At 71.9% G+C, this 20766-nt stretch carries 22 protein-coding genes and 1 pseudogene; 20 read left to right on the forward strand and 3 right to left on the reverse strand.

Annotation, left to right across the window (positions count from 1 at the left end; genetic code table 11):
- The 14 genes and pseudogenes from LCH29_RS16315 to LCH29_RS16380 form a co-directional block, all read left to right on the forward strand.
- Positions 1-268: pseudogene (locus LCH29_RS16315) on the forward strand (IS200/IS605 family accessory protein TnpB-related protein); the annotation flags it as partial.
- A gap of 14 nt (positions 269-282) precedes the next feature.
- Positions 283-1185 carry a hypothetical protein gene (locus tag LCH29_RS16320; RefSeq protein WP_446462461.1) on the forward strand — a complete coding sequence of 301 codons (903 nt, stop codon included), beginning with the start codon at positions 283-285 and terminating at the stop codon, positions 1183-1185.
- A gap of 27 nt (positions 1186-1212) precedes the next feature.
- The gene (cpaB, locus tag LCH29_RS16325; RefSeq protein ID WP_446462462.1) at positions 1213-1917 is read left to right on the forward strand and encodes a Flp pilus assembly protein CpaB; all 705 of its coding nucleotides are present in this window, start codon (positions 1213-1215) and stop codon (positions 1915-1917) included.
- Between the two features lie 35 nt (positions 1918-1952).
- Complete coding sequence (locus tag LCH29_RS16330; RefSeq protein WP_446462463.1) at positions 1953-3704, forward strand: AAA family ATPase; 1752 nt, start codon at positions 1953-1955, stop codon at positions 3702-3704.
- Positions 3705-3901: 197 nt separating this feature from the next.
- Positions 3902-4333, forward strand: a complete 432-nt coding sequence (locus LCH29_RS16335) for a TadE/TadG family type IV pilus assembly protein (protein ID WP_446462464.1) — start codon at positions 3902-3904, stop codon at positions 4331-4333.
- Positions 4330-5703 carry a CpaF family protein gene (locus LCH29_RS16340; protein WP_446462465.1) on the forward strand — a complete coding sequence of 458 codons (1374 nt, stop codon included), beginning with the start codon at positions 4330-4332 and terminating at the stop codon, positions 5701-5703. The genes LCH29_RS16335 and LCH29_RS16340 overlap by 4 nt, the downstream gene beginning before the upstream one ends.
- A 4-nt stretch (positions 5704-5707) precedes the next feature.
- Positions 5708-6646: a type II secretion system F family protein gene (locus LCH29_RS16345; protein WP_446462466.1), complete on the forward strand. Its 939-nt coding sequence runs from the start codon at positions 5708-5710 to the stop codon at positions 6644-6646.
- Positions 6647-6657: 11 nt separating this feature from the next.
- Positions 6658-7551, forward strand: coding sequence for a DUF5936 domain-containing protein (locus tag LCH29_RS16350; RefSeq protein ID WP_446462467.1), 894 nt, complete (start codon positions 6658-6660; stop codon positions 7549-7551).
- Positions 7552-7822: 271 nt separating this feature from the next.
- On the forward strand, positions 7823-7987 hold the full coding sequence (locus tag LCH29_RS16355) for a hypothetical protein (RefSeq protein WP_179936527.1): 165 nt from the start codon (positions 7823-7825) through the stop codon (positions 7985-7987).
- Between the two features lie 8 nt (positions 7988-7995).
- The gene (locus LCH29_RS16360) at positions 7996-8676 is read left to right on the forward strand and encodes a pilus assembly protein TadG-related protein (RefSeq protein WP_446462468.1); all 681 of its coding nucleotides are present in this window, start codon (positions 7996-7998) and stop codon (positions 8674-8676) included.
- 36 nt (positions 8677-8712) lie between these two features.
- Positions 8713-9297: a hypothetical protein gene (locus LCH29_RS16365; protein ID WP_446462469.1), complete on the forward strand. Its 585-nt coding sequence runs from the start codon at positions 8713-8715 to the stop codon at positions 9295-9297.
- A gap of 8 nt (positions 9298-9305) precedes the next feature.
- Positions 9306-9923 (forward strand): OmpA family protein, encoded by a 618-nt coding sequence (locus LCH29_RS16370; RefSeq protein ID WP_446462470.1) that lies wholly within the window; start codon positions 9306-9308, stop codon positions 9921-9923.
- A gap of 719 nt (positions 9924-10642) precedes the next feature.
- Positions 10643-11944, forward strand: a complete 1302-nt coding sequence (locus LCH29_RS16375) for an ArsB/NhaD family transporter (RefSeq protein WP_446462471.1) — start codon at positions 10643-10645, stop codon at positions 11942-11944.
- Between the two features lie 7 nt (positions 11945-11951).
- Positions 11952-12440, forward strand: a complete 489-nt coding sequence (locus LCH29_RS16380) for a universal stress protein (protein ID WP_446462472.1) — start codon at positions 11952-11954, stop codon at positions 12438-12440.
- 17 nt (positions 12441-12457) lie between these two features.
- Here LCH29_RS16380 and LCH29_RS16385 read toward each other — a convergent pair whose 3' ends face one another.
- Complete coding sequence (locus LCH29_RS16385; protein ID WP_446462473.1) at positions 12458-12868, reverse strand: cold shock domain-containing protein; 411 nt, start codon at positions 12866-12868, stop codon at positions 12458-12460.
- Between the two features lie 54 nt (positions 12869-12922).
- Positions 12923-13306: a DUF192 domain-containing protein gene (locus LCH29_RS16390; RefSeq protein WP_446462474.1), complete on the reverse strand. Its 384-nt coding sequence runs from the start codon at positions 13304-13306 to the stop codon at positions 12923-12925.
- 91 nt (positions 13307-13397) lie between these two features.
- Here LCH29_RS16390 and LCH29_RS16395 point away from each other — a divergent pair, with 91 nt between their 5' ends.
- From LCH29_RS16395 to LCH29_RS16420, 6 genes are all read left to right on the forward strand, one after another.
- Positions 13398-14156, forward strand: a complete 759-nt coding sequence (locus LCH29_RS16395; protein WP_446462475.1) for a prepilin peptidase — start codon at positions 13398-13400, stop codon at positions 14154-14156.
- 361 nt (positions 14157-14517) lie between these two features.
- Positions 14518-15279 (forward strand): isoprenyl transferase, encoded by a 762-nt coding sequence (locus tag LCH29_RS16400; protein WP_446462734.1) that lies wholly within the window; start codon positions 14518-14520, stop codon positions 15277-15279.
- A gap of 396 nt (positions 15280-15675) precedes the next feature.
- Positions 15676-17013: a PhoH family protein gene (locus tag LCH29_RS16405; RefSeq protein ID WP_446462476.1), complete on the forward strand. Its 1338-nt coding sequence runs from the start codon at positions 15676-15678 to the stop codon at positions 17011-17013.
- A gap of 430 nt (positions 17014-17443) precedes the next feature.
- Entirely contained in the window at positions 17444-18157 is a 714-nt protein-coding gene (locus LCH29_RS16410; RefSeq protein WP_446462477.1) for an aggregation-promoting factor C-terminal-like domain-containing protein, read from the forward strand.
- A 133-nt stretch (positions 18158-18290) separates the two neighbouring features.
- Positions 18291-19733 carry an AI-2E family transporter gene (locus tag LCH29_RS16415; protein ID WP_446462478.1) on the forward strand — a complete coding sequence of 481 codons (1443 nt, stop codon included), beginning with the start codon at positions 18291-18293 and terminating at the stop codon, positions 19731-19733.
- Positions 19734-20135: 402 nt separating this feature from the next.
- On the forward strand, positions 20136-20348 hold the full coding sequence (locus tag LCH29_RS16420) for a type I restriction enzyme endonuclease domain-containing protein (RefSeq protein WP_446462479.1): 213 nt from the start codon (positions 20136-20138) through the stop codon (positions 20346-20348).
- 72 nt (positions 20349-20420) lie between these two features.
- Here the strand turns inward: LCH29_RS16420 and LCH29_RS16425 are convergent, their stop codons facing one another.
- Positions 20421-20696: a hypothetical protein gene (locus tag LCH29_RS16425; RefSeq protein WP_446462480.1), complete on the reverse strand. Its 276-nt coding sequence runs from the start codon at positions 20694-20696 to the stop codon at positions 20421-20423.
- Positions 20697-20766 lie beyond the last annotated feature (70 nt).

Here is a 20766-nt window from a genome sequence, read left to right on the forward strand (position 1 = left end):
GCGACGCGCCCTCGGACACCCGATCCGGCGACGGACGACACCGCCCCCACACGACCAGAGCGATCGTGCGGGGCATCGGACCGCCCAGGCCCGACCGGACATCCGACGGCGTGAGGGACCCCGCCCCCGCCATCCCGGACCACGGACAGGATCCGTGCCGCCCGGCAGCGGAGCGAACGCGGGCGACCAGCGTGCCCAACACCGTTCGGAGCACGCGGCTGCGCGACGGTCGTCCTGGAAACAGGACTCACTCCAGCTCAGTCCCTAGGAACGGTAGCCGACGTGCCCACCGCGATAGCAGTCACCAGCCGTGAGCTGGTGCTTCCACCGCCCGACGGGCAGACCCCGTCGGCCGTAGTGCTCCGCCCGCCGGAGGAGCAGTCGCTGGACGACGCGCTCGCCGAGGTCGGGGCGCTCCTGGAGTACCAGGGCTATCTGGTGGCGCTCTATCCCGCCGCCACCCCGCCGCCCTTCATCCGCAGGCTGCACACCGTGCGTTCGGTCCTGGAGAGCGACCGGATGGCGCTGTGCCCGCTCGAACTGCCGCCGCTGGCCGTCGCCGTGATCGCCCGTCAGCTGCGCCAGCTGTCCATGTCCGACTTCAGCCCGGGCGTACTGGCCTGTTCCGCCCGGCTGCTGGCGCACTACGTGCACGCGGGCGCGCTGCTCGGCAGCGTCGCCCGGCTGGACCGGGTGCCGGTGAGCCTCACCTCGCACGTCAAGTCCTGGATGCCGGGCGCCCAGTTCGCGGTGCTCGCGCACCCCGACCCGCAGCTGGTCAAGGTGGGCGGGGGCGGTGCGCTGCCCGGGCCCGCGTACGCCACCCACATGACCGTCGCACGCGGCCGGCTCACCAGCCACGGCCATGGGACGGCCCCGCGCGACGACTGGGTCACCGGGGCGCTGGCGCCCTCCTGGGGCGTCGGCGACGTCCAGGAGGTGCCGCTGCCCGCCGCGTCGGCGCACTGGTGGGGCACCCCGAAGCTGATCGAGTTCGCGGCCGCCATCCCGGACCTCTCCGTGCTCTACCAGCTCGTGGCGTCCGTACGGAGAGAGGAGTGCCACTGGTGCGGCTTCGAACTCATCGGGGACCGCTGCGCCTTCTGCTCCTGCCCGGTGCCGCGCGGCGATGAGATTCCCGCCCTGACCCAGTCCGCCGAGCGTCCCGCCCTGACCAGCCGGTAAACGTCCCACTCACGAGGTTGTCCGTCCATGAATTCTCGCCAGCGCCGCGGAGTCATCCTGCTGGTCCTGTCGGTCCTGTGCGCCGGTGGCGCGTTCGCCGGAGTGCTCTCCGTCGTCAACGACGTGGAGTCCAAGGTCGGCCCCGAGACGACCGCGTACAAGCTGAAGGGGAACATCGACGCGTACGAGGCCCTGGACGCGGGGGACTTCGAGAAGGTGTCGATGCCCGAGCGCTGGGTGCCCTCCACCGCCGTCACCGATCTCTCCGAGGTGCGCGGCCGGATAGCCGCGACCAAGCTCAGCCAGGGGGCGCTGCTCCAGACGGACATGGTGGCCAACCGGCCCGCGCTGAAGGCCGGTCAGCAGGAGATCGCCATCATGATCGATGCCGCGACGGGCGTCGCGGGCAAGATCACTCCCGGTGCGAAGGTCAACATCTACGCCACCTTCGAGGGCAAGGCGCAGGGCGAGGCGTCGGTCTCCAAGCTGATCGTCGACGACGCCGAGGTCATCGACGTCGGCAAGCTGTCCGCGCTGAAGCCGGACGAGGACGACGAACGCCGCGTCGACCAGGCCGTGCCGATCACCTTCGCGCTCGACACCAAGGACGCGCAGCGCGTCGCGTACGCCGAGTCCTTCGCCTCCCACGTACGGCTGGCCCTGATCGGCCCCGGCGCGGACGCCCCCGTCTCGCCGCGCGACCGCACCTACACCCTCGACGGCGACAAATGACCCCCGTGAACCTGAGTGAGTGAGGAGGTGCCGCGGTGACGATCAGAATCCTCCCGGCCGTCGGCGACCCCGACGCGGCCCGCGCTATCGGCGGGCTGCTCGGCCAGCTGCCCGGTGTCGAACCGGCGGCGCCGGTGGGCGACTCGACCCGGCTGCTGGACACCCTCGCCGCGCTGGCCGCCGCCTCGCTGGAGGACCTGCCCGAGGTCGTCCTCGTCCATGAGCGGATCGGCCCGTCCCCCGCCCTGGAGCTGATCCGCGAGGTCGCGCTGCGCTTCCCGGCGGTGGGCGTGGTCCTGGTCACCGGCGACGCGGGGCCGGCCCTGTACTCGGCCGCCATGGACGCGGGCGCGCGCGGCATCGCCGGAATACCGCTGGCGTACGACGAGCTGGCGGCCCGCGTCCAGGCCGCCGCCCAGTGGGCCACCGGCGTACGGCGCCACCTCGGGGGCGGCGGCGACGTGGCCGCCACCGGGCCTGGCGGCACCCTGGTCGCCGTCGCGGGCGCCAAGGGCGGGGTCGGGACGACCGTGACCGCCGTCCAGCTCGCGCTGGCCGCGCGGGCGGCGGGCCGCACGGTCGCCCTGGTCGACCTGGACCTCCAATCCGGCGACGTGGCCTCCTACCTCGACGTCCAGTTCCGGCGCTCCATCGCCGACCTGGCGCAGATCACCGACATCTCGCCGCGGGTGCTCCAGGACGCGGTCTTCACCCACCACACCGGGCTCGGGCTGCTGCTCGCGCCGGGGGAGGGCGAACGCGGCGAGGAGGTCACCGACCGGGCGGCCCGGCAGGTCGTCGGCGCGCTGCGGACCCGGTTCGAGCTGGTGGTCGTCGACTGCGGTACGCAGATGACCTCGGCGGGCGCGGCCATCGTCGAACAGGCCGACACCGCGCTGCTGGTGACCACCCCGGACGTGGTCGCGGTGCGGGCCGCCAAGCGGATGGTGCGGCTGTGGGACCGGCTCCAGATCCGCAAGGCCGAGGAGACCGTGACCGTCGTCAACCGGCACACCCGCAGCGCCGAGATCCAGCCGCAGCTGGTCGCGCGCGCCACGGGCACGGCGGTGGCGCGCACGGCGATCCCGGCCGGGTTCAAGGAGCTCCAGCCCGCCGTCGATTCGGGCCGCATGCAGGACCTGGACGCCAAGTCGACCGTCAAGCAGGCGCTGTGGGGGCTCGCCGGGGAACTGGGCCTGGTGGACGGGGCGCAGGGCGCGCCCCCGCCGGGGCGCCGCGCCCCCCACCGGGGGCATCAGGCCCAGGGCGGCGACCGCTCGCTGCCCGGGCTGCGGCGGCGCCGTGCCATAGGAGCGGGGCAGCCCGACGACGGTGACGGCGACGCGGGCCCCGGGACGGACGCCCTGAACGAGATCCCCCCGTCCGGCACCGGCCGTTTCCTGCGCAAGCGGGGCAACGACCGCGGCCAGGTCACGGTCGAGTTCATCGGCGTCCTGCCGCTGGCGCTCATCGTGCTCGCGGTGATCTGGCAGCTCGTGCTCGTCGGCTACACGTACTCGCTCGCGGGCAACGCGGCCGACAAGGGCGCCCGGGCGGGCGCGGCCGGGGGAGCCGCCGCCTGCCAGTCCGCGGCGCAGGACGACATCCCCGGCTCGTGGAGCGCCGACATCGACTGCCCGGGCGCGGGCGACGGCGCGGTGTACCGGTCGACGGTGACGCTGAACGTTCCGATCCTGTTCCCGGGCGCCGCCGACTTCCCGTGGACGGTGACCGGTTCGGCGGGCGCATCGGACGAGACGGAAACCGCGGCGGGCGCGGGGCAGTGAGGGGGCGTACAGCGATGACCCGACGGATGAGGCCCTGTCCGGTGGATCTTCGTGGATCAGGCCGCGGCGTCTGGTGCAGGGGGCACCTCCCAGCGGTAGCCGGGGGAGCATCGCACGGCGGAGGAGCGTCCTCGTACCGGGCGTACTCGGACGACTCCGACAACGCGGCGAGGTGCGGCCCGCCGCGGCAGCGGCTGATGTCACAGCGGCGTCGCGGCCCCGCGAAGATCTGCCGGACAGGGCCTGGCACCGGGCGGGACCGGGGGCAGGCGTCGATCGAGTTCCTCGGCTTCTTGCCGATCCTGATCCTCGTCGCGCTGGCCGCCGTGCAGCTGGGGATCGCCGCGTACACCGTCCAGCAGGCGGGTACGGCGGCCCGCGCGGCGGCGCGTACGGGCTCCCAGGACGAGCCGGGCACCTCCCCGGGCGCCGCCGGGACGGCGGCCATCAGCGGCTGGCTGGCCGACGGGACGACCATCAGCGACGGCGACTGCAACGGGGAAGAGGCGAGCGCGACCGCGACCGTGGACATCCCCTCGGTCATCCCCGGCTTCGACTTCGGCAGCGCGCAGAGGAGTGCCACCATGCCGTGCGACGACGGACAGCTCCAGGCGGGAGGTCAACCATGAGCCTGCGGGCCCGGATCAACGCGCCCGAGGGGCCCGCGGAGGGCCGCCAGGACGGGCATCTCGTCGCCGTCTACCGCGCCAAGCTGCTGGAGGAGATCGACCTCGCCGAGATGTCCTCGCTGGCCGCCGCCGAGCGCCGGACCCGGCTGGAGCGCGTCCTCGGCCACATCATCAGCCGCGAGGGCCCGGTGCTGTCCACCGGCGAACGCTCCCAGCTCATCCGCCGGGTGGTGGACGAGGCGCTGGGCCTCGGCGTGCTCGAACCGCTGCTGGAGGACACCTCGATCACCGAGATCATGGTCAACGGACCGGACCAGATCTTCGTGGAGCGGGCGGGCCGGGTGGAGCTGGTGCCCGTCCGGTTCGCGTCCGAGGAGCAGCTGATGCAGACCATCGAGCGCATCGTCTCGACCGTCAACCGGCGGGTGGACGAGTCGAATCCGATGGTCGACGCCCGCCTCCCGTCCGGTGAGCGCGTCAACGTGATCATCCCGCCGCTGGCGCTGACCGGCGCCACCCTCACCATCCGCCGCTTCCCGCGCGCCTACACCCTCAGCGAACTGATCGGCATGGGCACGCTGGACGAGCAGATGCTGATGCTGCTGGCGGCGCTGGTGCGGGGCAAGTTCAACGTCGTCGTCTCCGGACCCACCGGCTCCGGAAAGACCACCCTGCTCAACGCCCTCTCCGGGCTGATCCCGGACGGCGAGCGGATCATCACCGTCGAGGACGCGGCCGAACTCCAGCTCCAGCAGACCCATGTCATCCGGCTGGAGTCCCGGCCGCCCAACGTCGAGGGCAAGGGCCGGATCACCATCCGCGACCTGGTCCGCAACTCGCTGCGCATGCGCCCCGACCGCATCATCGTCGGCGAGGTGCGCGGCGGCGAGACCCTCGACATGCTCCAGGCCATGTCCACCGGCCACGACGGCTCGCTCGCCACCGTCCACGCCAACAGCGCCGAGGACGCGCTGATGCGCCTCCAGACGCTCGCCTCGATGTCCGACGTGGCGATCCCGTACGAGGCGCTGCGCGACCAGATCAACAGCGCCGTGGACTGCATCGTCCAGCTCGTCCGGCACGCCGACGGCTCCCGCCGGATCAGCGAGATCGCGCTCCTCGACAGCCACGGCCACGAGGAGTACCGCATCGCCACCGTCTGCCGCTTCGACGCCCAGCCCATGGGCGCGGACCGGATCGTGCACGGACGGTTCTCGTACTTCCCGCTCCCGGAGCGGGTCGCGGAGCGGCTGCGGATGGCCGGTGAGGCGGTGCCGCCCGCCTTCGGGGTGGCCGCCTTCCCGGCGCAGCTGACCACGCGGGGCGCCGCGTACGACACGGGCGCGTACGGCGCGCGGGACGGGAGGTAGCCGCATGGACCGGCTCGCCATGCTGACGCTCGGCGCGACGCTGGTGTGCGGCGCGCTGGGCGTCGCCGGGGTGCACGCCTACGCCCGGGGCACGGACCGTCAGCGCGCGCTGATCGACCGGCTGTCGGAGTCGGGCGCCGCGGCACCGGCCGGGCGGTCGCGCCGCTTCGCCCGCGTGGACCGGCGGTTGCGCACCACCTCCCTGGGGCGCCGTCTGGAGCTGCGGCTGGCGGCGACGGGCCTGGACGTCACGCCCGGCGAGTTCTTCGTCTACACGGCCGCGGCGGCGGCCGGGCTGTGGCTGCTGGCGGCGTCGCTGCTGGCGTCGTTCTTCGGCCCGATCGCGGCCGTCATCGCCGTCTGGTCGGCGTTCGGGTTCCTGGGCTGGCAGCGGCAGAAGCGCATCGAACGCTTCATCAACCAGCTGCCCGAGCTGTCCCGCATCCTGGCCAACGCCACCCAGGCCGGGCTGGCGCTGCGTACCGCGCTGAGCATGGCCGCGGACGAGATGGAGGCCCCGGCGGGCGAGGAGCTGTCCAAGGTCTCCGCCAAGCTGGCGGTGGGCCACTCGGTCGACGACGCCCTGGGCGAGCTGGCCGAGCGGCTGCCGTCCCGGGAACTGGTGGTGCTGGTCACCACGCTGGTGCTGTCGAACCGCGCGGGCGGGACCGTGGTCAGCTCGCTGCGCAACCTCACCCACACGCTGGAGGAGCGGAAGGAGACCCGGCGCGAGGTCCGCACCCAGCTGTCCCAGGTGACCGTCACCGCGTATGTGGTGCCGCTGATGGGCATCGGGACGCTGCTGCTGATGAACCGGATCTCGCCGGGCTCGCTGGACCGCATGACCTCGTCCATCTGGGGGCAGGCCGCGGTGATCGGGGCCTTCGCCCTGTACGGGATCGGCTTCTTCCTCATCCGCCGCATGTCGAAGATCGACGTCTAGGGGTACCTCGCATGGGTTTCGGACTGCTGCTGGCGCTGGCCGCGGGGCTGTCGGTGGCGGGCATCGCGTACGGCATCGCGCTGTACCGCAGCGAGGCCAAGCTGCCGAGCGACCTCGCGGTCGCGCTGGAGGTCGGGGCGACCCGTACGAACGCGGTCGGCTCGGCCGTCGACCGGCTCGGCATCCGCTACGCCCCGCTGGTGCTGCGGCTGATGGGCGAGAAGCGGGTGGCCCGGGTGCGCCGCCGTATCGATCTGGCGGGCCACCCGGGCGGGCTGACGGTCGACCGGTACGCGGCCCGCCGGGCGGTCTACGGGGTGCTCGGCTTCGGCGGCGCGCTGGTCATGCTGACGCGGGGCCAGCTGCTGCTGGCCGTGCTGCTGGTCGTCTTCGGCCTGTTCTGGATCGAGGTCGGGATCTGGGCGGCGGTGCGGGAGCGCAAGGACGCGATCGACCGGACCCTGCCCGACTTCCTGGACGTGCTGGCGGTCGTGGTGAGCGCCGGACTGGGCTTCCGGCAGGCGCTGGACCGGGTGTCCGAGAAGTACGAGGGCCCCTGGGCGGATGAACTTCGCATCACACTTCGGCAAATGGACATGGGGGTCAGCAGGCGCCAGGCGTTCGAAGAACTGCGGAAGCGGAACGACTCCGAACAGGTCGCCCAGTTCGTGACCGCGCTTCAGCAGGGCGAGGAACTCGGCGCTCCGATCGTCGAGACACTGATCGCCATCGCGAACGACATGCGCCGTACGGACGCCCAGAACGCCCGCCGCCGCGCCGCCCGCGCCGTCCCCAAGGCGACCATGGTCATCACCACCTTCATGGTGCCGGGGACGATGGTGCTGCTCGTGGCCGGGTTCTTCATCGGCTCCGGCACGGACTTCGGCTCGGTCACGGGAGAGTGAAGGACATTTGGGCGAATATGCTTCGCGATCGCAATCAGGTGTGGGACAGTCGTCGACGGGACTCCTCGGCGGCGGGAGGGGGTGAGACGGATGGGTCGCGGCAGCGGACCCCCGCGCGCAGGGTTCGAACACCGTGTATCGGGAAGGCAATGCCCCCTGGGACACTGTTCCGAGGCAACTGTTTCGGCGTACTTTGCTCGTGTCGCGAGCGACACCACGGGGGTTGAGTCGCCGGACCAGAGTGGGACGGCCACCCATGGAGGGGAACACGATGGGGAAGCGCGTTATGGGGAACGACCGGGGGCAGACCTCGATCGAGTACCTGGGGATCATTGCCGTGGTGGTCGCCATCGTCCTGGTACTGGCGACGACGGACTTCGGAAGCATGATCGCAAACGCGATCTCCGACAAGATCGCTCAGGTCGTCGGCATCTGACCGAGCGCGTGAGTGACCGCGTGAAGGCTCGCGGATACCGCAACGGCGACGCCGGGCAGGCCTTTCCGATCTACCTCACCGCGGTCGCGGCCCTGCTCTTCCTCGCCCTCGCCTTCTTCGCGGTGGGCCAGGCCGGGGCCACCCGCAACGGCGGACAGACCGCCGCCGACGCGGCCGCCCTCGCCGCCGCCCAGGACTACCGCGACCAGCTGGGCACGGCGCTGCTGGAGGCCGTGGCGGACGGCAGCGCGCTGGAGGACCTGCTGAACGGGCGGGGGATCGGCGTGGGTGACGCGTGCGAGCAGGCCGAGGGGTTCGCCCAGCAGAACGGCGCGGACGTCACCGGCGACGGCTGCGTCCCGGGCTACCTGCCCACGTCCTTCACCGTCACCGTCAAGACGCAGAAGCCCGTGGGCAAGACCGTCATCCCCGGTACGGAGAACCAGTACGGCGAGGCGAAGGCCAAGGCGGTCATAGGTCCGCGCTGTACGCTCCAGCCGTCCGACGAGCCGTCGCCCACCCCGACGCCGACTCCGACGGGCGACGAGGACGGAGACGACGGCGGCGACGAGGGCGAGAAGCCTTCCGTCGCCCTGCTGTGCGACGGAAGGACAGTGACCATCGACCCGGCGCACCCGGAACTGCTCCCGGACGTCAAGGACCTGTTCTCCGTGCACCTTGCCGACTGAGCGACCGACGAGTAGACGAGCAAAGGACAGCGAGCGATGAGCATTCGGCACACGACGAAGGCCCGGAGGGGGGCTGCCGCGGCGGCGCTCGCAGCGGCGCTGGCCCTCGCCGTGGCCGGGTGCGGCAGCGGCGACGGCGGCAAGGAGGACGGCTCCCCGCAGAAGTCCACCGAGGCCAAGACCGACGACGCGCAGGGGGAGACCGAGCCCGCCGCGGACTCCAAGAAGGTCATCGGCGAGATGAAGGGGCCGAAGAACATCGTCGTCACCCTCCACTCCGCGGAGCGCGACAGCGGCGGCTTCGTCACCGTCAACGGGACGGTGACGAACCGCGGCAGCACGCTGTTCAACCCGATCGACTGGCGCTCCCCGGAGGTGGAGCTGGCCAAGTCCCGTTCGTCCGTGTCGGGCGCGACCCTGGTCGACATGAAGGGCAAGAAGCGGTATCTCGTGCTCCGGGACACCGATGGCCAGTGCCTGTGCACCACGGGGCTCTCCGGGATCAAGGAGAACGAGAGCCGGCCGTTCTTCGCGCAGTTCCCGGCCCCGCCCAAGAGCGTCACGGAGGTCGACTTCCAGCTCCCGACCATGCCGTCCGTCAGCATCAAGCTCTCCGGGTGAGCCCCGCCATGACGACACGGACGACGGCCCGCCGCAGCGTGACGGCCCTGGCCTCCCTCGCCCTCATCCTCTCCACCCCGGCCCTCAACCCCCCGGCCCGCGCCGACAGCGGCCCCGGCGCACCCGCCGACACCAGGCCGCCCCTCAAGATCGACGCCGATGACCCCGATCTGCGGATGCCCGAGGGCGCCAAGCTGGCGGCCGGGCGGGTCCTGGACATCAAGTCGGTCGTCGAGACGGACGACGGCGACGAGCGGCGCGAGGACACCAACACCAAGGTGAGCTTCGCCCTCCAGGCCGAGGTGCTGTTCGGCAAGGACAGCTCGAAGCTGGGCTCCGAGGCGAACGCCCGTATCCAGCAGATCGCGGACGAGGCGGAGCGGCAGGACGCCAAGAGCGTCCGCGTCTTCGGCTTCACCGACAACCTGGGCTCGGCCGCGCACGGCCTCGAACTGTCCCGCAAGCGCGCGGACGCGGTGCAGCAGCGGCTGGCTTCCAGCCTGGACTCCTCGGTCGCGTATCAGATCCGCGGCTACGGCGAGCAGTACCCGATCGCGGACAACGCGACGGAGGAGGGCCGCAAGAAGAACCGCCGAGTCGAGGTCAGCTTCCCCCGCGGCGGCTAGGCGGCCCTTTCCCAACCCCGCCCCTTCCCGAACCGGGGGCAAGCCCCCGGGCCCCCGGTTGGGGACTCCGCCCCCAAACCCCCGCCGCGGCTCCGACCCTGGCCTCCGCTCCTCAAACGCCGGAGGGGCTGGGGTTGGGGCACGTCCGTCCCTGGNCCCNGCTCCTCAATCGCCGGAGGGGCTGGGGTTGGGGCACGTCCGTCCCTGGGCCCTGCTCCTCAATCGCCGGAGGGGCTGGGGTTGGGGCATCACCGCCCCTGGGCCCTGCTCCTCGCTCTCCCCCAGCTACCGCTGGGAGGTGTCCGCTGGGGGCTGGGATGGGGCCACCGCCCCTGGAGCCCGCCCCTCAAACCACGCCGGAGGGGCTGGTATATCTCCCAACCGTGGTGCCGTCGGCGGGGAGCCGCCATGCGGCGGAGGGGCGGGGTCGCAGGGGTGGGGTCCTGGACGCCACGTGTATGTGTGGCGCCGTGGACTTCCGGCTCACCCCACGTTCTACGGCAGCGGCGCCGTAAATAGACGGTCCAGGGCCTCGCCCCGGAGGCCCCGCCCCGGCACCACCCACCGGACCAACCGCGCAGCCCGCCCCGTTCCGGGTACGCACAGCCCAGTCCCTCCGGGCGCACAACCCAGCCCCTCCGGCGTTTGAGGAGCGGGGTCCGGGGCGGAGCCCCGGTTCGGGACGGGGCGGGGTGGGGGAAGACTCCCGCGGTGTCCCCATGCCGCATCATGGGGGCGTCGTTCCACCCCGCGCGGGAGTCCCCCTGAATACCACCGTCGCCGAGATCCTCGCCGTCACCCTCCTCCTCGCCGTGCTGGCGTTCGCCGTCGCCCGACCCCGCGGCTGGCCCGAGGCGGTCGCGGCGGTGCCCGCGGCCGCGGTCGTGGTGGGGGCCGGGGCCGTGACACCGGCGGCGGCGTGGGAGGAGACGCGGAGCCTGCTGCCGGTCGTCGGGTTTCTGGCGGCCGTGCTGCTGCTGGCGCAGATGTGCGCGGACGAGGGGGTGTTCGAGGCCGCCGGGCAGGCCGTGGCCCGGGCCTGCCGGGGGCGTACGGACCGGCTGCTGGGCGGGGTGTTCGCGGTGGCGGCGGCGGTCACCGCCGTACTGAGCCTGGACGCGACGGTCGTCCTGCTGACCCCCGTGGTGTTCGCGACCGCGACCCGGCTCGGCGCCCGCTCCCGCCCGCATGTCTACGCCTGCACCCATCTGGCGAACTCGGCGTCGCTGCTGCTGCCGGTCTCCAACCTCACCAACCTCCTCGCGCTGGAGGCGAGCGGACTGTCGTTCACCCGGTTCGCCCTGGTCATGGCCCCGGCCTGGCTGGTGTCCATCGGGATCGAATTCCTGGTCTTCCGCCGCTTCTTCGCCGCGGACCTGGCCGCCGGGACGACGAAGCCGCCGCCCGCCGAGTGGCCGCGGGTGCCGGTGTTCGCGCTGTCCGTGCTGGGGCTGACCCTGGCCGGGTTCGTGGTGACGTCGTTCCTCGGCCTGGAGCCCGCGTGGGCGGCGGGCGCGGGGGCGCTGGTGCTCGCGGTGCGGGCGGTGGCGCGGCGGACGACGACCGTACGGGGCGTGGTGGGCGCGGCGGGCCCGCTGTTCTGCCTGTTCGTGCTCGCCCTGGGCGTCGTGGTGCAGGCGGTGCTGGACAACGGCCTGGAAGCGGCGCTGTCCCGGGTGCTGCCGGTCGGGACGGGCCTGCCCACCCTGCTCGCGATCGCGGCCATCGCGGCGGTGCTGGCGAACCTCGTCAACAACCTGCCCGCGACGCTGGCGCTGCTGCCGATCGCCGCCGAGGGCGGCCCGGGCCCGGTCCTGGCCGTGCTGATCGGGGTCAACCTGGGCCCCAACCTCACCTACGTCGGCTCCTTGGCCACGCTGCTGTGGCGGCGTATCGTCCGCCACCACGGGGCGGACGCCGACTCCGGGCCGGGCGAGTTCACCCGCCTCGGGCTGCTCACCGTGCCGACCACGCTGGTGGCGGCGACGGTGGCGCTATGGGCCATGCTGGCGACGCTATGAGGAACTCATGATCGTGCTCATCTGGATCGCCGAGGGAACCTGGCAGTCCGCCGTGGACGCCGCCCGCGACCATCTGTCCGCGGACGCCGACGCCGAGGTCCGTCTGCTGCACGTCACCGACGACCAGGTGGCGGGCGCCGCGCACGGCGCCTTCGCCGGGCTGCTGGGCCGGGGCCGCCCCGGACGGGACCCCGGCGACCAGGTGGAGGAGCTGGCGGCGACCGCCGCGTCCGAGCTGCTGGACGCCGCCGCGGAGCGGCTGCACCGGCCCGTGACCCGATGGCAGCGGCACGGCCGGGTGGAACACGAGGTGGTGCGCGCGGCGGACGGCGTGGATCTGCTCATCTGCGCCCGCGACGGGGACCGCAACCGGCTGGGGCCGCACAGCCTGGGGCCCGCCGCGCGCTTCGTCGTGGACCATGCGCCCTGCGCCGTGCTGCTGGTGTGGCCCGAGCCCGCGCCCGGTATCGAGTCGCTGCCGCCACCGCCGCCGTAAGCCGCGTAAGCGAGCTGTCAGGACTCGATCCAGTTGTGCGCCTGGGCCAGCTCGATGACGCGTCGGCGCACCTGCTTGATCTGGTCGGCGGTGAGGCTGCCGCCCATGTCGACCAGCGTCTCGGTCAGCTCCTGCCGGAATTCGGCCACCGAGAGAACGTCGCACATCGTGTCGTCGCCGGAGTCCGGCGCGGCGGAGGACCGGACGACCGGGGCGGCGCCGCGCTCCAGGATGCGGACCTCGGACGCCTTGGGGCCCTTGTCGCCGTACTCGGGGATGAACCGCACCTTCGAACCGGGCTGGAACAGGTGCTTCTCGTCCAGGAGGTCGTTCGCGTGCATGAACACATCTTCGCCACCGTCGTCCGGGGCGATGAAGCCGTATCCGCGAAACTCGTCGAACCGCAGAATCTTGCCCGTCGTCGTCAACGTGCCACCCCTACCCCTGTACCTCTACCTCATGTACCTCATCGAACACCGAGCTCAGCGTACAGAAGGCGGTGGAGCCGAAGAAGGGCCGGGGTCGACCGCGACCCGAACGCCCGGCCGCAGGCCCCAGCGCTCCATCGCCCCCGCCTCGGCCTCCAGGACGTGGCGTGAAAACGCCCGTGGCAGCCCGAGCCGACCGGGGCGCAGGGTGGTGACGGCGATGACGGTCATCCGCCGGTCGAGATGGGCGACGTCGATGGCGAAGCGCATCCGGAAGGTGTGCACCCCGCTCGCGGGGGTCAGCAGGATCGCGCCGGTCAGCCCGTCCCGGCCGAGCAGCCCGCGGGACCGGGCGCGGTAGGAGGCGGCGATCTCCAGCGGTACGTCCACACCGCCGGGGACGCGGAGCGTTCCGGTGCCGTCCCGCCAGCGGCCCATGCGCGTCCCCTTCATCACCCGTCGTCCACCCTTGGGATGAGTGTTCCATCGACAAGACGCCCTCGGCCCGCCGCTTCCGTAGGCTCGGGCCGTGCAACCGCTGCTGATCGCCCTCGCCGCCGCGTACGGCGCCGCCGCCGGGCTGCTGGTGCCGCGCCCGCTGTACCGGCTGGCCGTCGAGTCCGGCGAGCCGTGGCGCGCGGACTGCCCGCGCGGGCACGCGCTCACGGGCCCGGCCCGCGGCTGGCTGGGCCGCGCCCGCTGTCCGCGCTGCGAAACCGACGCGGGGGCGGCCGAAGCGCGGTACGGACCCGGCCCGGTGCTCCCCGCCCTGCTCACCGCGCTGGTGTGCGCCGCCCTGGCCGCGGCTGCCGGGGCGCGCCCGGAGCTGGCGGTGTGGCTGCTGCTCGCCCCGCCCGCGGTGCTGCTGGCCGGGGTGGACCGGGCGGTGAACCGGCTGCCGGACGTGCTGACCCTGCCGATGGCGGGCGCCGCGGCGGCGCTGCTCGGCGCCGCCGCGCTGCTGCCGCACAGCGCGGGGTCCTGGCCGCGGGCGCTGCTGGGCGGGGTGGTGCTGGGCGGGGCGTATCTGGTGCTGTTCCTGATCAGCCCGCGCGGGATGGGGCTGGGCGACGTGAAGTTGGCGCTGACGCTGGGCGTGGCCCTCGGCTGGTACGGCTGGGCGGTGCTCTTCTGGGGCGGGTTCGCCGGGGTGCTGCTGGGGTCGCTGTACGCGATGGCCCTGGTCCTGGCGCGGCGAGCGGGCCGCGGGACGCCGCTGGCGTTCGGCCCGTTCATGATCCTCGGCGCGGGCGCGGGGCTGGTACTGGGGGCGCTCGGAACCGGCTGACGACCCACGCCGTCAGCGCCGCGCACATCCTCACCCCCGCCGATGCATGGACAACCGCTCACGAAGGGTTATGGTGGAAACCCCCCCTCGGGCCGGTCCGTACTCCCCCCCCACGGACCGGCCCGCTCTCTTATGGGGTCTTTGTGGGGTCTTCGCGGCGTAACGGCGGCACACAGCCCGCACGAAGTGTCACGCACCGTAACGGTGACGGGGGTTCCGGATGGCCTCTGGACGTCCGTGCGATGTCTCGATACCCCGTCCGACCGGCTCGGTTAGCCACCCCCGCCGCCCCGCAGTAGGGTGCTGCCCTTGGGGCGGACAGCCATGGCGAGCCATGCAAAGCACTGAGGGGCTGGAAGACGTGAAACTGCGCGACCTGGTGTACGGGCTCTACGCACGCCGGGTGGAGGGCCGCCTCGACCACGACCAGGTGCCCAAGCACATCGGCGTCATCCTCGACGGCAACCGCCGCTGGGCCCGCGCTTCCGGGGGCACCACCGAGCAGGGTCACAAGGCGGGCGCCAGCAAGATCCAGGAGATGCTGGGCTGGTGCAGTGAGACGGACGTCGAGGTCGTCACGCTGTGGATGCTCTCCACGGACAACCTGGACCGCCCCGAGGAGGAGCTGAAGCCGCTCCTGGCCATCATCGAGGGCGCCGTGCGCGACCTGGCCGCCGACGGCCGGTGGCGGGTGCACCATGTGGGGAACCGGGACCTGCTGCCCTCCGGTACCCAGGCCGTCCTCAAGGAGGCCGAGCGGGACACGGAGCACATCGACGGAATACTGGTCAACGTCGCCGTCGGCTACGGCGGCCGCCAGGAGATCGCCGACGCGGTGCGCTCGCTGCTCCTCGACCACGCCACCAAGGGCACGTCCTTCGAGGAGCTGGCCGAGGTCGTCGACATCGACCTCATCGCCGAACACCTGTACACCCGTGGCCAGCCCGATCCGGACCTGGTGATCCGCACCAGCGGCGAGCAGCGGCTGTCGGGCTTCATGCTCTGGCAGAGTGCCCATTCGGAGTACTACTTCTGCGAAGTTTTCTGGCCCGCCTTCCGCAAGGTCGACTTCCTCCGCGCCCTGCGTGACTACGCGGCGCGGCACCGCCGCTACGGCAACTAATCGCCTTATCCCACAAAGCAGTTCACCGGCCGGGGCCGGACGTGACACCGCGTCCGGTCCCGGCCGCCGTGTAGCACGCCCGTTCCTCAACGTTCACGTACGGGCCGTCATATGCCATTGCATGGCCCCGCACCTTCGAGGGAATATCCCTTCCAGGTCGACGCCCTGTTCCACTGTCCAGTCGGGTGTCGAACTGCCAGCGGACGGCATCGGGCCGTTCGCCCGGGAGGCCCTTTGCACACGGACGACTGTGCGGATCGTGCGTATGACGCGGAGGGCCGGCGCTCGGCCCGTTCCGTGGGGTCTGAGCCCGGTCCGCTCCCCGTCTACGGCGGGGACACCTCACTCCCGCGACGCCGTCGCACCCCAACCTCTCCCGAGGGGGTTCGTCCACCCGTGGTGACCAGCAAGAAACGCCGCGAGCACGACCGGCGCACCTATGTCCTCGACACCAGCGTCCTGCTTGCCGACCCAGGCGCCATGTCCCGCTTCGACGAGCACGAAGTCGTGCTGCCGGTCGTGGTGGTCACGGAGCTGGAGGCCAAGCGGCACCACCCCGAGCTGGGGTATTTCGCCCGGCAGGCGCTGCGCCTGCTCGACGAGTACCGCATCCGGTACGGCCGTCTGGACGCTCCGATCCCGATCGGCGACCTGGGGGGCACCCTGCGCGTCGAGCTCAACCACTCCGACCCGGGCATCCTGCCCGCGGCCTTCCTCACCCACGGGGGCCGCGTGGGGGACAACGACGCGCGGATCCTCGCGGTCGCCCGGAACCTCCAGGCCGAGGGGTACGACGTCACGGTCGTCTCCAAGGATCTGCCGCTGCGCATCAAGGCGTCCTCGGTGGGGCTGCTCGCCGAGGAGTACCGCGCGGAGCTGGCGATCACCGACTCGGGCTGGACCGGGATGGCCGAGCTGGCCGTCCCGGCCGAGCAGGTCGACGACCTGTTCGCCGCCGAGACCGCGTACATCCCCGAGGCGGCCGAACTGCCCGTGCACACCGGACTGGTCCTCCAGTCCGAGCGCGGCAAGGCCCTGGGCCGGGTCACCCCGGACGGCCAGGTGCGGGTGGTGCGCGGCGACCGCGAGGCGTTCGGCATCCACGGCCGCAGCGCGGAGCAGCGCATCGCGCTGGACCTGTTGCTGGACCCCGAGGTGGGGATCCTGTCGATGGGCGGCCGGGCCGGTACGGGCAAGTCGGCGCTCGCGCTGTGCGCGGGCCTGGAGGCGGTCCTGGAGCGGCGGCAGCACCGCAAGGTGATGATCTTCCGCCCGCTGTACGCGGTGGGCGGCCAGGAGTTGGGCTATCTGCCCGGCAGCGAGGCCGAGAAGATGAGCCCCTGGGCTCAGGCGGTCTTCGACACGCTGTCCGCGGTGACCAGTTCCGAGGTGATCGAGGAGGTCGTGGAGCGCGGGATGCTGGAGGTGCTTCCGCTCACCCACATCCGCGGCCGGTCGCTGCACGACGCCTTCGTGATCGTCGACGAGGCGCAGTCGCTCGAACGGAACGTGCTGCTGACCGTTCTGTCCCGGATCGGCGCCAACTCCCGGGTGGTGCTCACCCACGACGTGGGGCAGCGCGACAACCTCCGCGTCGGCCGGTACGACGGGGTGGTGGCGGTCGTCGAGAAGCTGAAGGGGCATCCGCTCTTCGCGCACATCACCCTCAACCGCTCGGAGCGGTCGCCGATCGCGGCCCTGGTGACCGAAATGCTGGAGGACGGGCGCATCTGAGCCGGTAGCGTCCGGTACGTCGGCAACGCGCCGCACGGAAAGGCCAATGAGCCTAGCTGTGCGGCGCGTTCTCGCGCGTGGATTTCCAGAAACCCTAGGGCGTAAACGGCATGTGAGCTTTCACACCTGCCCGGGAATTGCCTCCGGGTATCCGTGTCCGGCAGTCTGTGGGTTCTGTCAGGCCCCGCATACGGCACACCAGTACCGCCAGCGGTACAGAACCACAGCAGTACCAGAACTGAAGAGCGTTCGCCGTATGCCGCCCGAGCACCTCGCGATCCTCCTGCGGGAGGACGCACCGGGCCAGTGCCTCCCGTGACCAGCCACACCCACTGAGCAGTACCGGGGACGGAACAAGGGGAGGCCAGCGTCAGGGGCACGATTGCGCCCGCGAGGTCACCTAAGCGGGCGACGCTGGAAGGAAAACCGAGTGAGCCGGATTTCGGTCCGGGGATTCGCAGTGGCCTCGGCCACCGCGGTCACCACTGTGGGCGCTGTCGTCGGTGTCGCCGCGGGTGGCGAGCAGCAGAGCTCGTCCGACCCGATCGAGGCGACCGCCGCCGACTCGACGCTCCTAGCGGACATACCCGCCGGCCAGCAGGCCGTGGCGCAGACCGCATCCCTGACGCAGCAGGCGGACGTTCAGTCCACCGCCGCCGACGCGGAGGCGAAGAAGTCCGCTGAGGAGGCGGCCCGCAAGCAGGCTGCCCAGGACGCGAAGGCCAAGAAGGCCGCCGCGGACAAGGCGGCTGCCGAGAAGCTGGCCAAGGAGCGCGAGGCCAAGAAGAAGCAGGAGCTCGCGAGCCGTTCGGCCGCGCGTGACTCCAGCGCCTTCCCGATCAAGGCCTCGTACACCACCGCCGAGGTCCAGGCCATGGCCCGGCAGATGGTCCCGGGCGACCAGTTCCAGTGCTTCAGCAACATCGTGGACCACGAGAGCGGCTGGAACTACCAGGCCACCAACCCGTCCTCGGGTTCGTACGGTCTGGTGCAGGCGCTGCCCGCGTCCAAGATGGCCTCGGCCGGTGCCGACTGGAAGACCAACCCGGCCACCCAGATCAAGTGGGGCCTGGGCTACATGAACGACCGCTACGGCAGCCCGTGTGAGGCCTGGTCGTTCTGGCAGGCCAACAACTACTACTGATCGGACCGGGCCTCCGGCCGCTCAGTGACGTAAGCTTCGCGAAACCCCCGTCCGCCAGGTCGGGGGTTTCGTGCGTCCGCAGCCGGTAACGTCATGCCGACGACCACGGGGGAACCGGGGGTAGGAAAGCTGAATGTCCAGATTGCCAGATTGGGTCGGCAGATTGGGAGCCGGTCTGACCCGGCTCGCCGCGCGGCTCGAACGCGAGGAGGCCGCGGCACGCGGTGACGAGAGCGGCGGCGGAGGAGCCGGTCGGCCGCCCGGGCCCGCCGGAGGCCCGGAGCCGTCACCGCGACGGCCGGAGGAGCCGCACGAGGCGCACCGGCCGGAGGAGCCGCGAGGGCCGCAGGAGCCGCCCGAGGGGGGCGAGGAGGCCGAGGGGCCCAGCGTGCCCGCCCCGCCCGCCTACGCCCCCGCCGTCGCGCCCCGGCCCGAGCCGGTCGACGCCGTCCCCTGGGGCGTGCGTGTCGCCGCCGAGGCCGGGTGGCGGCTGCTGGTGCTGGCCGGGACGGTCTATGTGCTGATGCAGGTCATCAGCTCCATCCAGCTGGTGGTGTTCTCCTTCACCGTCGCCCTGCTCATCACGGCCCTGCTGGAGCCCACCGTCACCCGGCTGCGCCTCCGGGGCGTCCCGCGCGGCCTCGCCACGACCATCACCTTCATCGGCGGCTTCATCATCATGGGGCTGGTCGTGTGGTTCGTGGTGTGGCAGGTCATGGAGAACGTCGACGAGCTGTCCGACAAGCTCCAGGACGGCATCGACGATCTGCGGCGCTGGCTGCTGCACAGCCCGTTCCACGTGACGGAGAAGCAGATCAACCACACCGCCAAGAGCCTGCGCGAGGCCGTCGGCGCCAACACCGAGGAGATCACCTCGGCCGGGCTCGAAGGCGTCACGGTCGTGGTCGAGGTGCTGACCGGCATCCTGCTGACCATGTTCAGCACGCTGTTCCTGCTGTACGACGGGCCGCGGATCTGGCGCTGGACGCTGGGGCTCGTCCCCGCGGCGGCCCGGCCGGGCGTGGCGGGCGCGGGGCCGCGGGCCTGGGCCACGCTGACCGCCTATGTGCGCGGCACGGTGATAGTGGCCCTCATCGACGCGATCTTCATCGGCGTGGGGCTGTTCTTCCTCGACGTGCCCATGGCCGTGCCCCTCGCCGTCTTCATCTTCCTCTTCGCCTTCATCCCGCTGGTCGGTGCGGTGGTCTCCGGCGCGCTCGCGGTCATGGTGGCGCTCGTCACCCAGGGCGTCTTCACGGCGGGGATGGTGCTGGTGGTGGTGCTGGCGGTGCAGCAGATCGAGGGCCATGTGCTCCAGCCGTTCATCCTCGGCCGCGCGGTGCGGGTCCATCCGCTCGCCGTGGTGCTCTCCGTCGCGGGCGGCTCGCTGATCGGCGGCATCGGCGGCGCGGTGGTGGCCGTACCGCTGGTGGCGGTCGTCAACACGGCGGTCGGCTATCTGCGCGCGTACAGCAGGGAGAGCGCCCTGCGCGCCACCTCCCGCCCGCACGGCGCGACCGTCATCGCCACCGCGCCGACCCCGCCGCCGGAACCGCCGGGCGAGGGCGGTGCCTGAGGCGGAAAAATCCGCGTGCGACAGGGTCGGCCATCTGATGGTGGTCGGCCCTGTGGTCGTTGGCGGGGGCAGCGGTCGCGTTCCACTCAGAAGGCAGCTCTTCTCAGTTGTTTCGCTAGAGCATGTGGATGCCGAGAACCCGCCTTCTCAGTGCGGTAGTTGTCAATAAAAGCCGTGTGCTCTAGTGCCATCATTGGTTGCGGCGAACTCGCCGAAGCTGGGGCGGAGCAGTGCCCGCCTGTGGTCACCGCTCTCGGTCGACCAGTGGCAGACGTGTCAACGTGGACACGGAGCGTTGCTATGTCGTGGCATAGCTGTGCCCCGGGCCGCATGCAAGCAGAGGCAGAAACCGGGGCTCACGTGCGCAGAGTACCACTTCCCGGGGCGCGGGGGAGGGGTGCTGTGGACGAGGAAACGCTCAAACTGATCCGTGAGGCGACGTCGACTACGTCCGTACCCCGACCCAGCTCAAGGAGATTCAGAAGCGGGTCGTGGAGCAGCCGGGCCAAGGTCAAGCGTCTGCTGCGGCGCTTCGGCTATCCGCCGGACCGGCAGCCGGAGGCGATCGAGCGCGTGCTGAAGCAGACGGAGGTCAGGGCCGAGGAGTGGGCCTGAGTCAGGGCGGGTGTGAGGTGGGGACAGGGAGACGCCGGTGCGGACGGTGACTCCCTGTCCCGCCACCGCCGCTTACGGCCGCCGGACCTCTGGGAACGCCCCCTTGCTCGCCCGGCACGGCGGTACGTCGCCGGGCGTCCAGGAGTCACCGAGGACGTAGCACAGCTCCGCGTGCAACTGCTCGGCCTCACCGGCGCTCAGGCGGAGCTGGCCGTCCCCCTTGTGCTCGCCGTCGCGTACCACCCACAGCGGCAGCGAGACCCCTTGGCCGATGCCGCTGATCGGGGTGACGCGCTTGCCCGGGATGCGGTCCAGCCGCCAGCCGCGCGCGGGGTTGTAAGACGCCATGTCATCCGGCCTTTCCTCACTCAGTGTTGCTGTTTGCCTCTCCAGAGTGGCCGGAAATGGCTAGGGTCGA

The sequence above is a fragment of the Streptomyces sp. BRA346 genome (assembly GCF_052851135.1).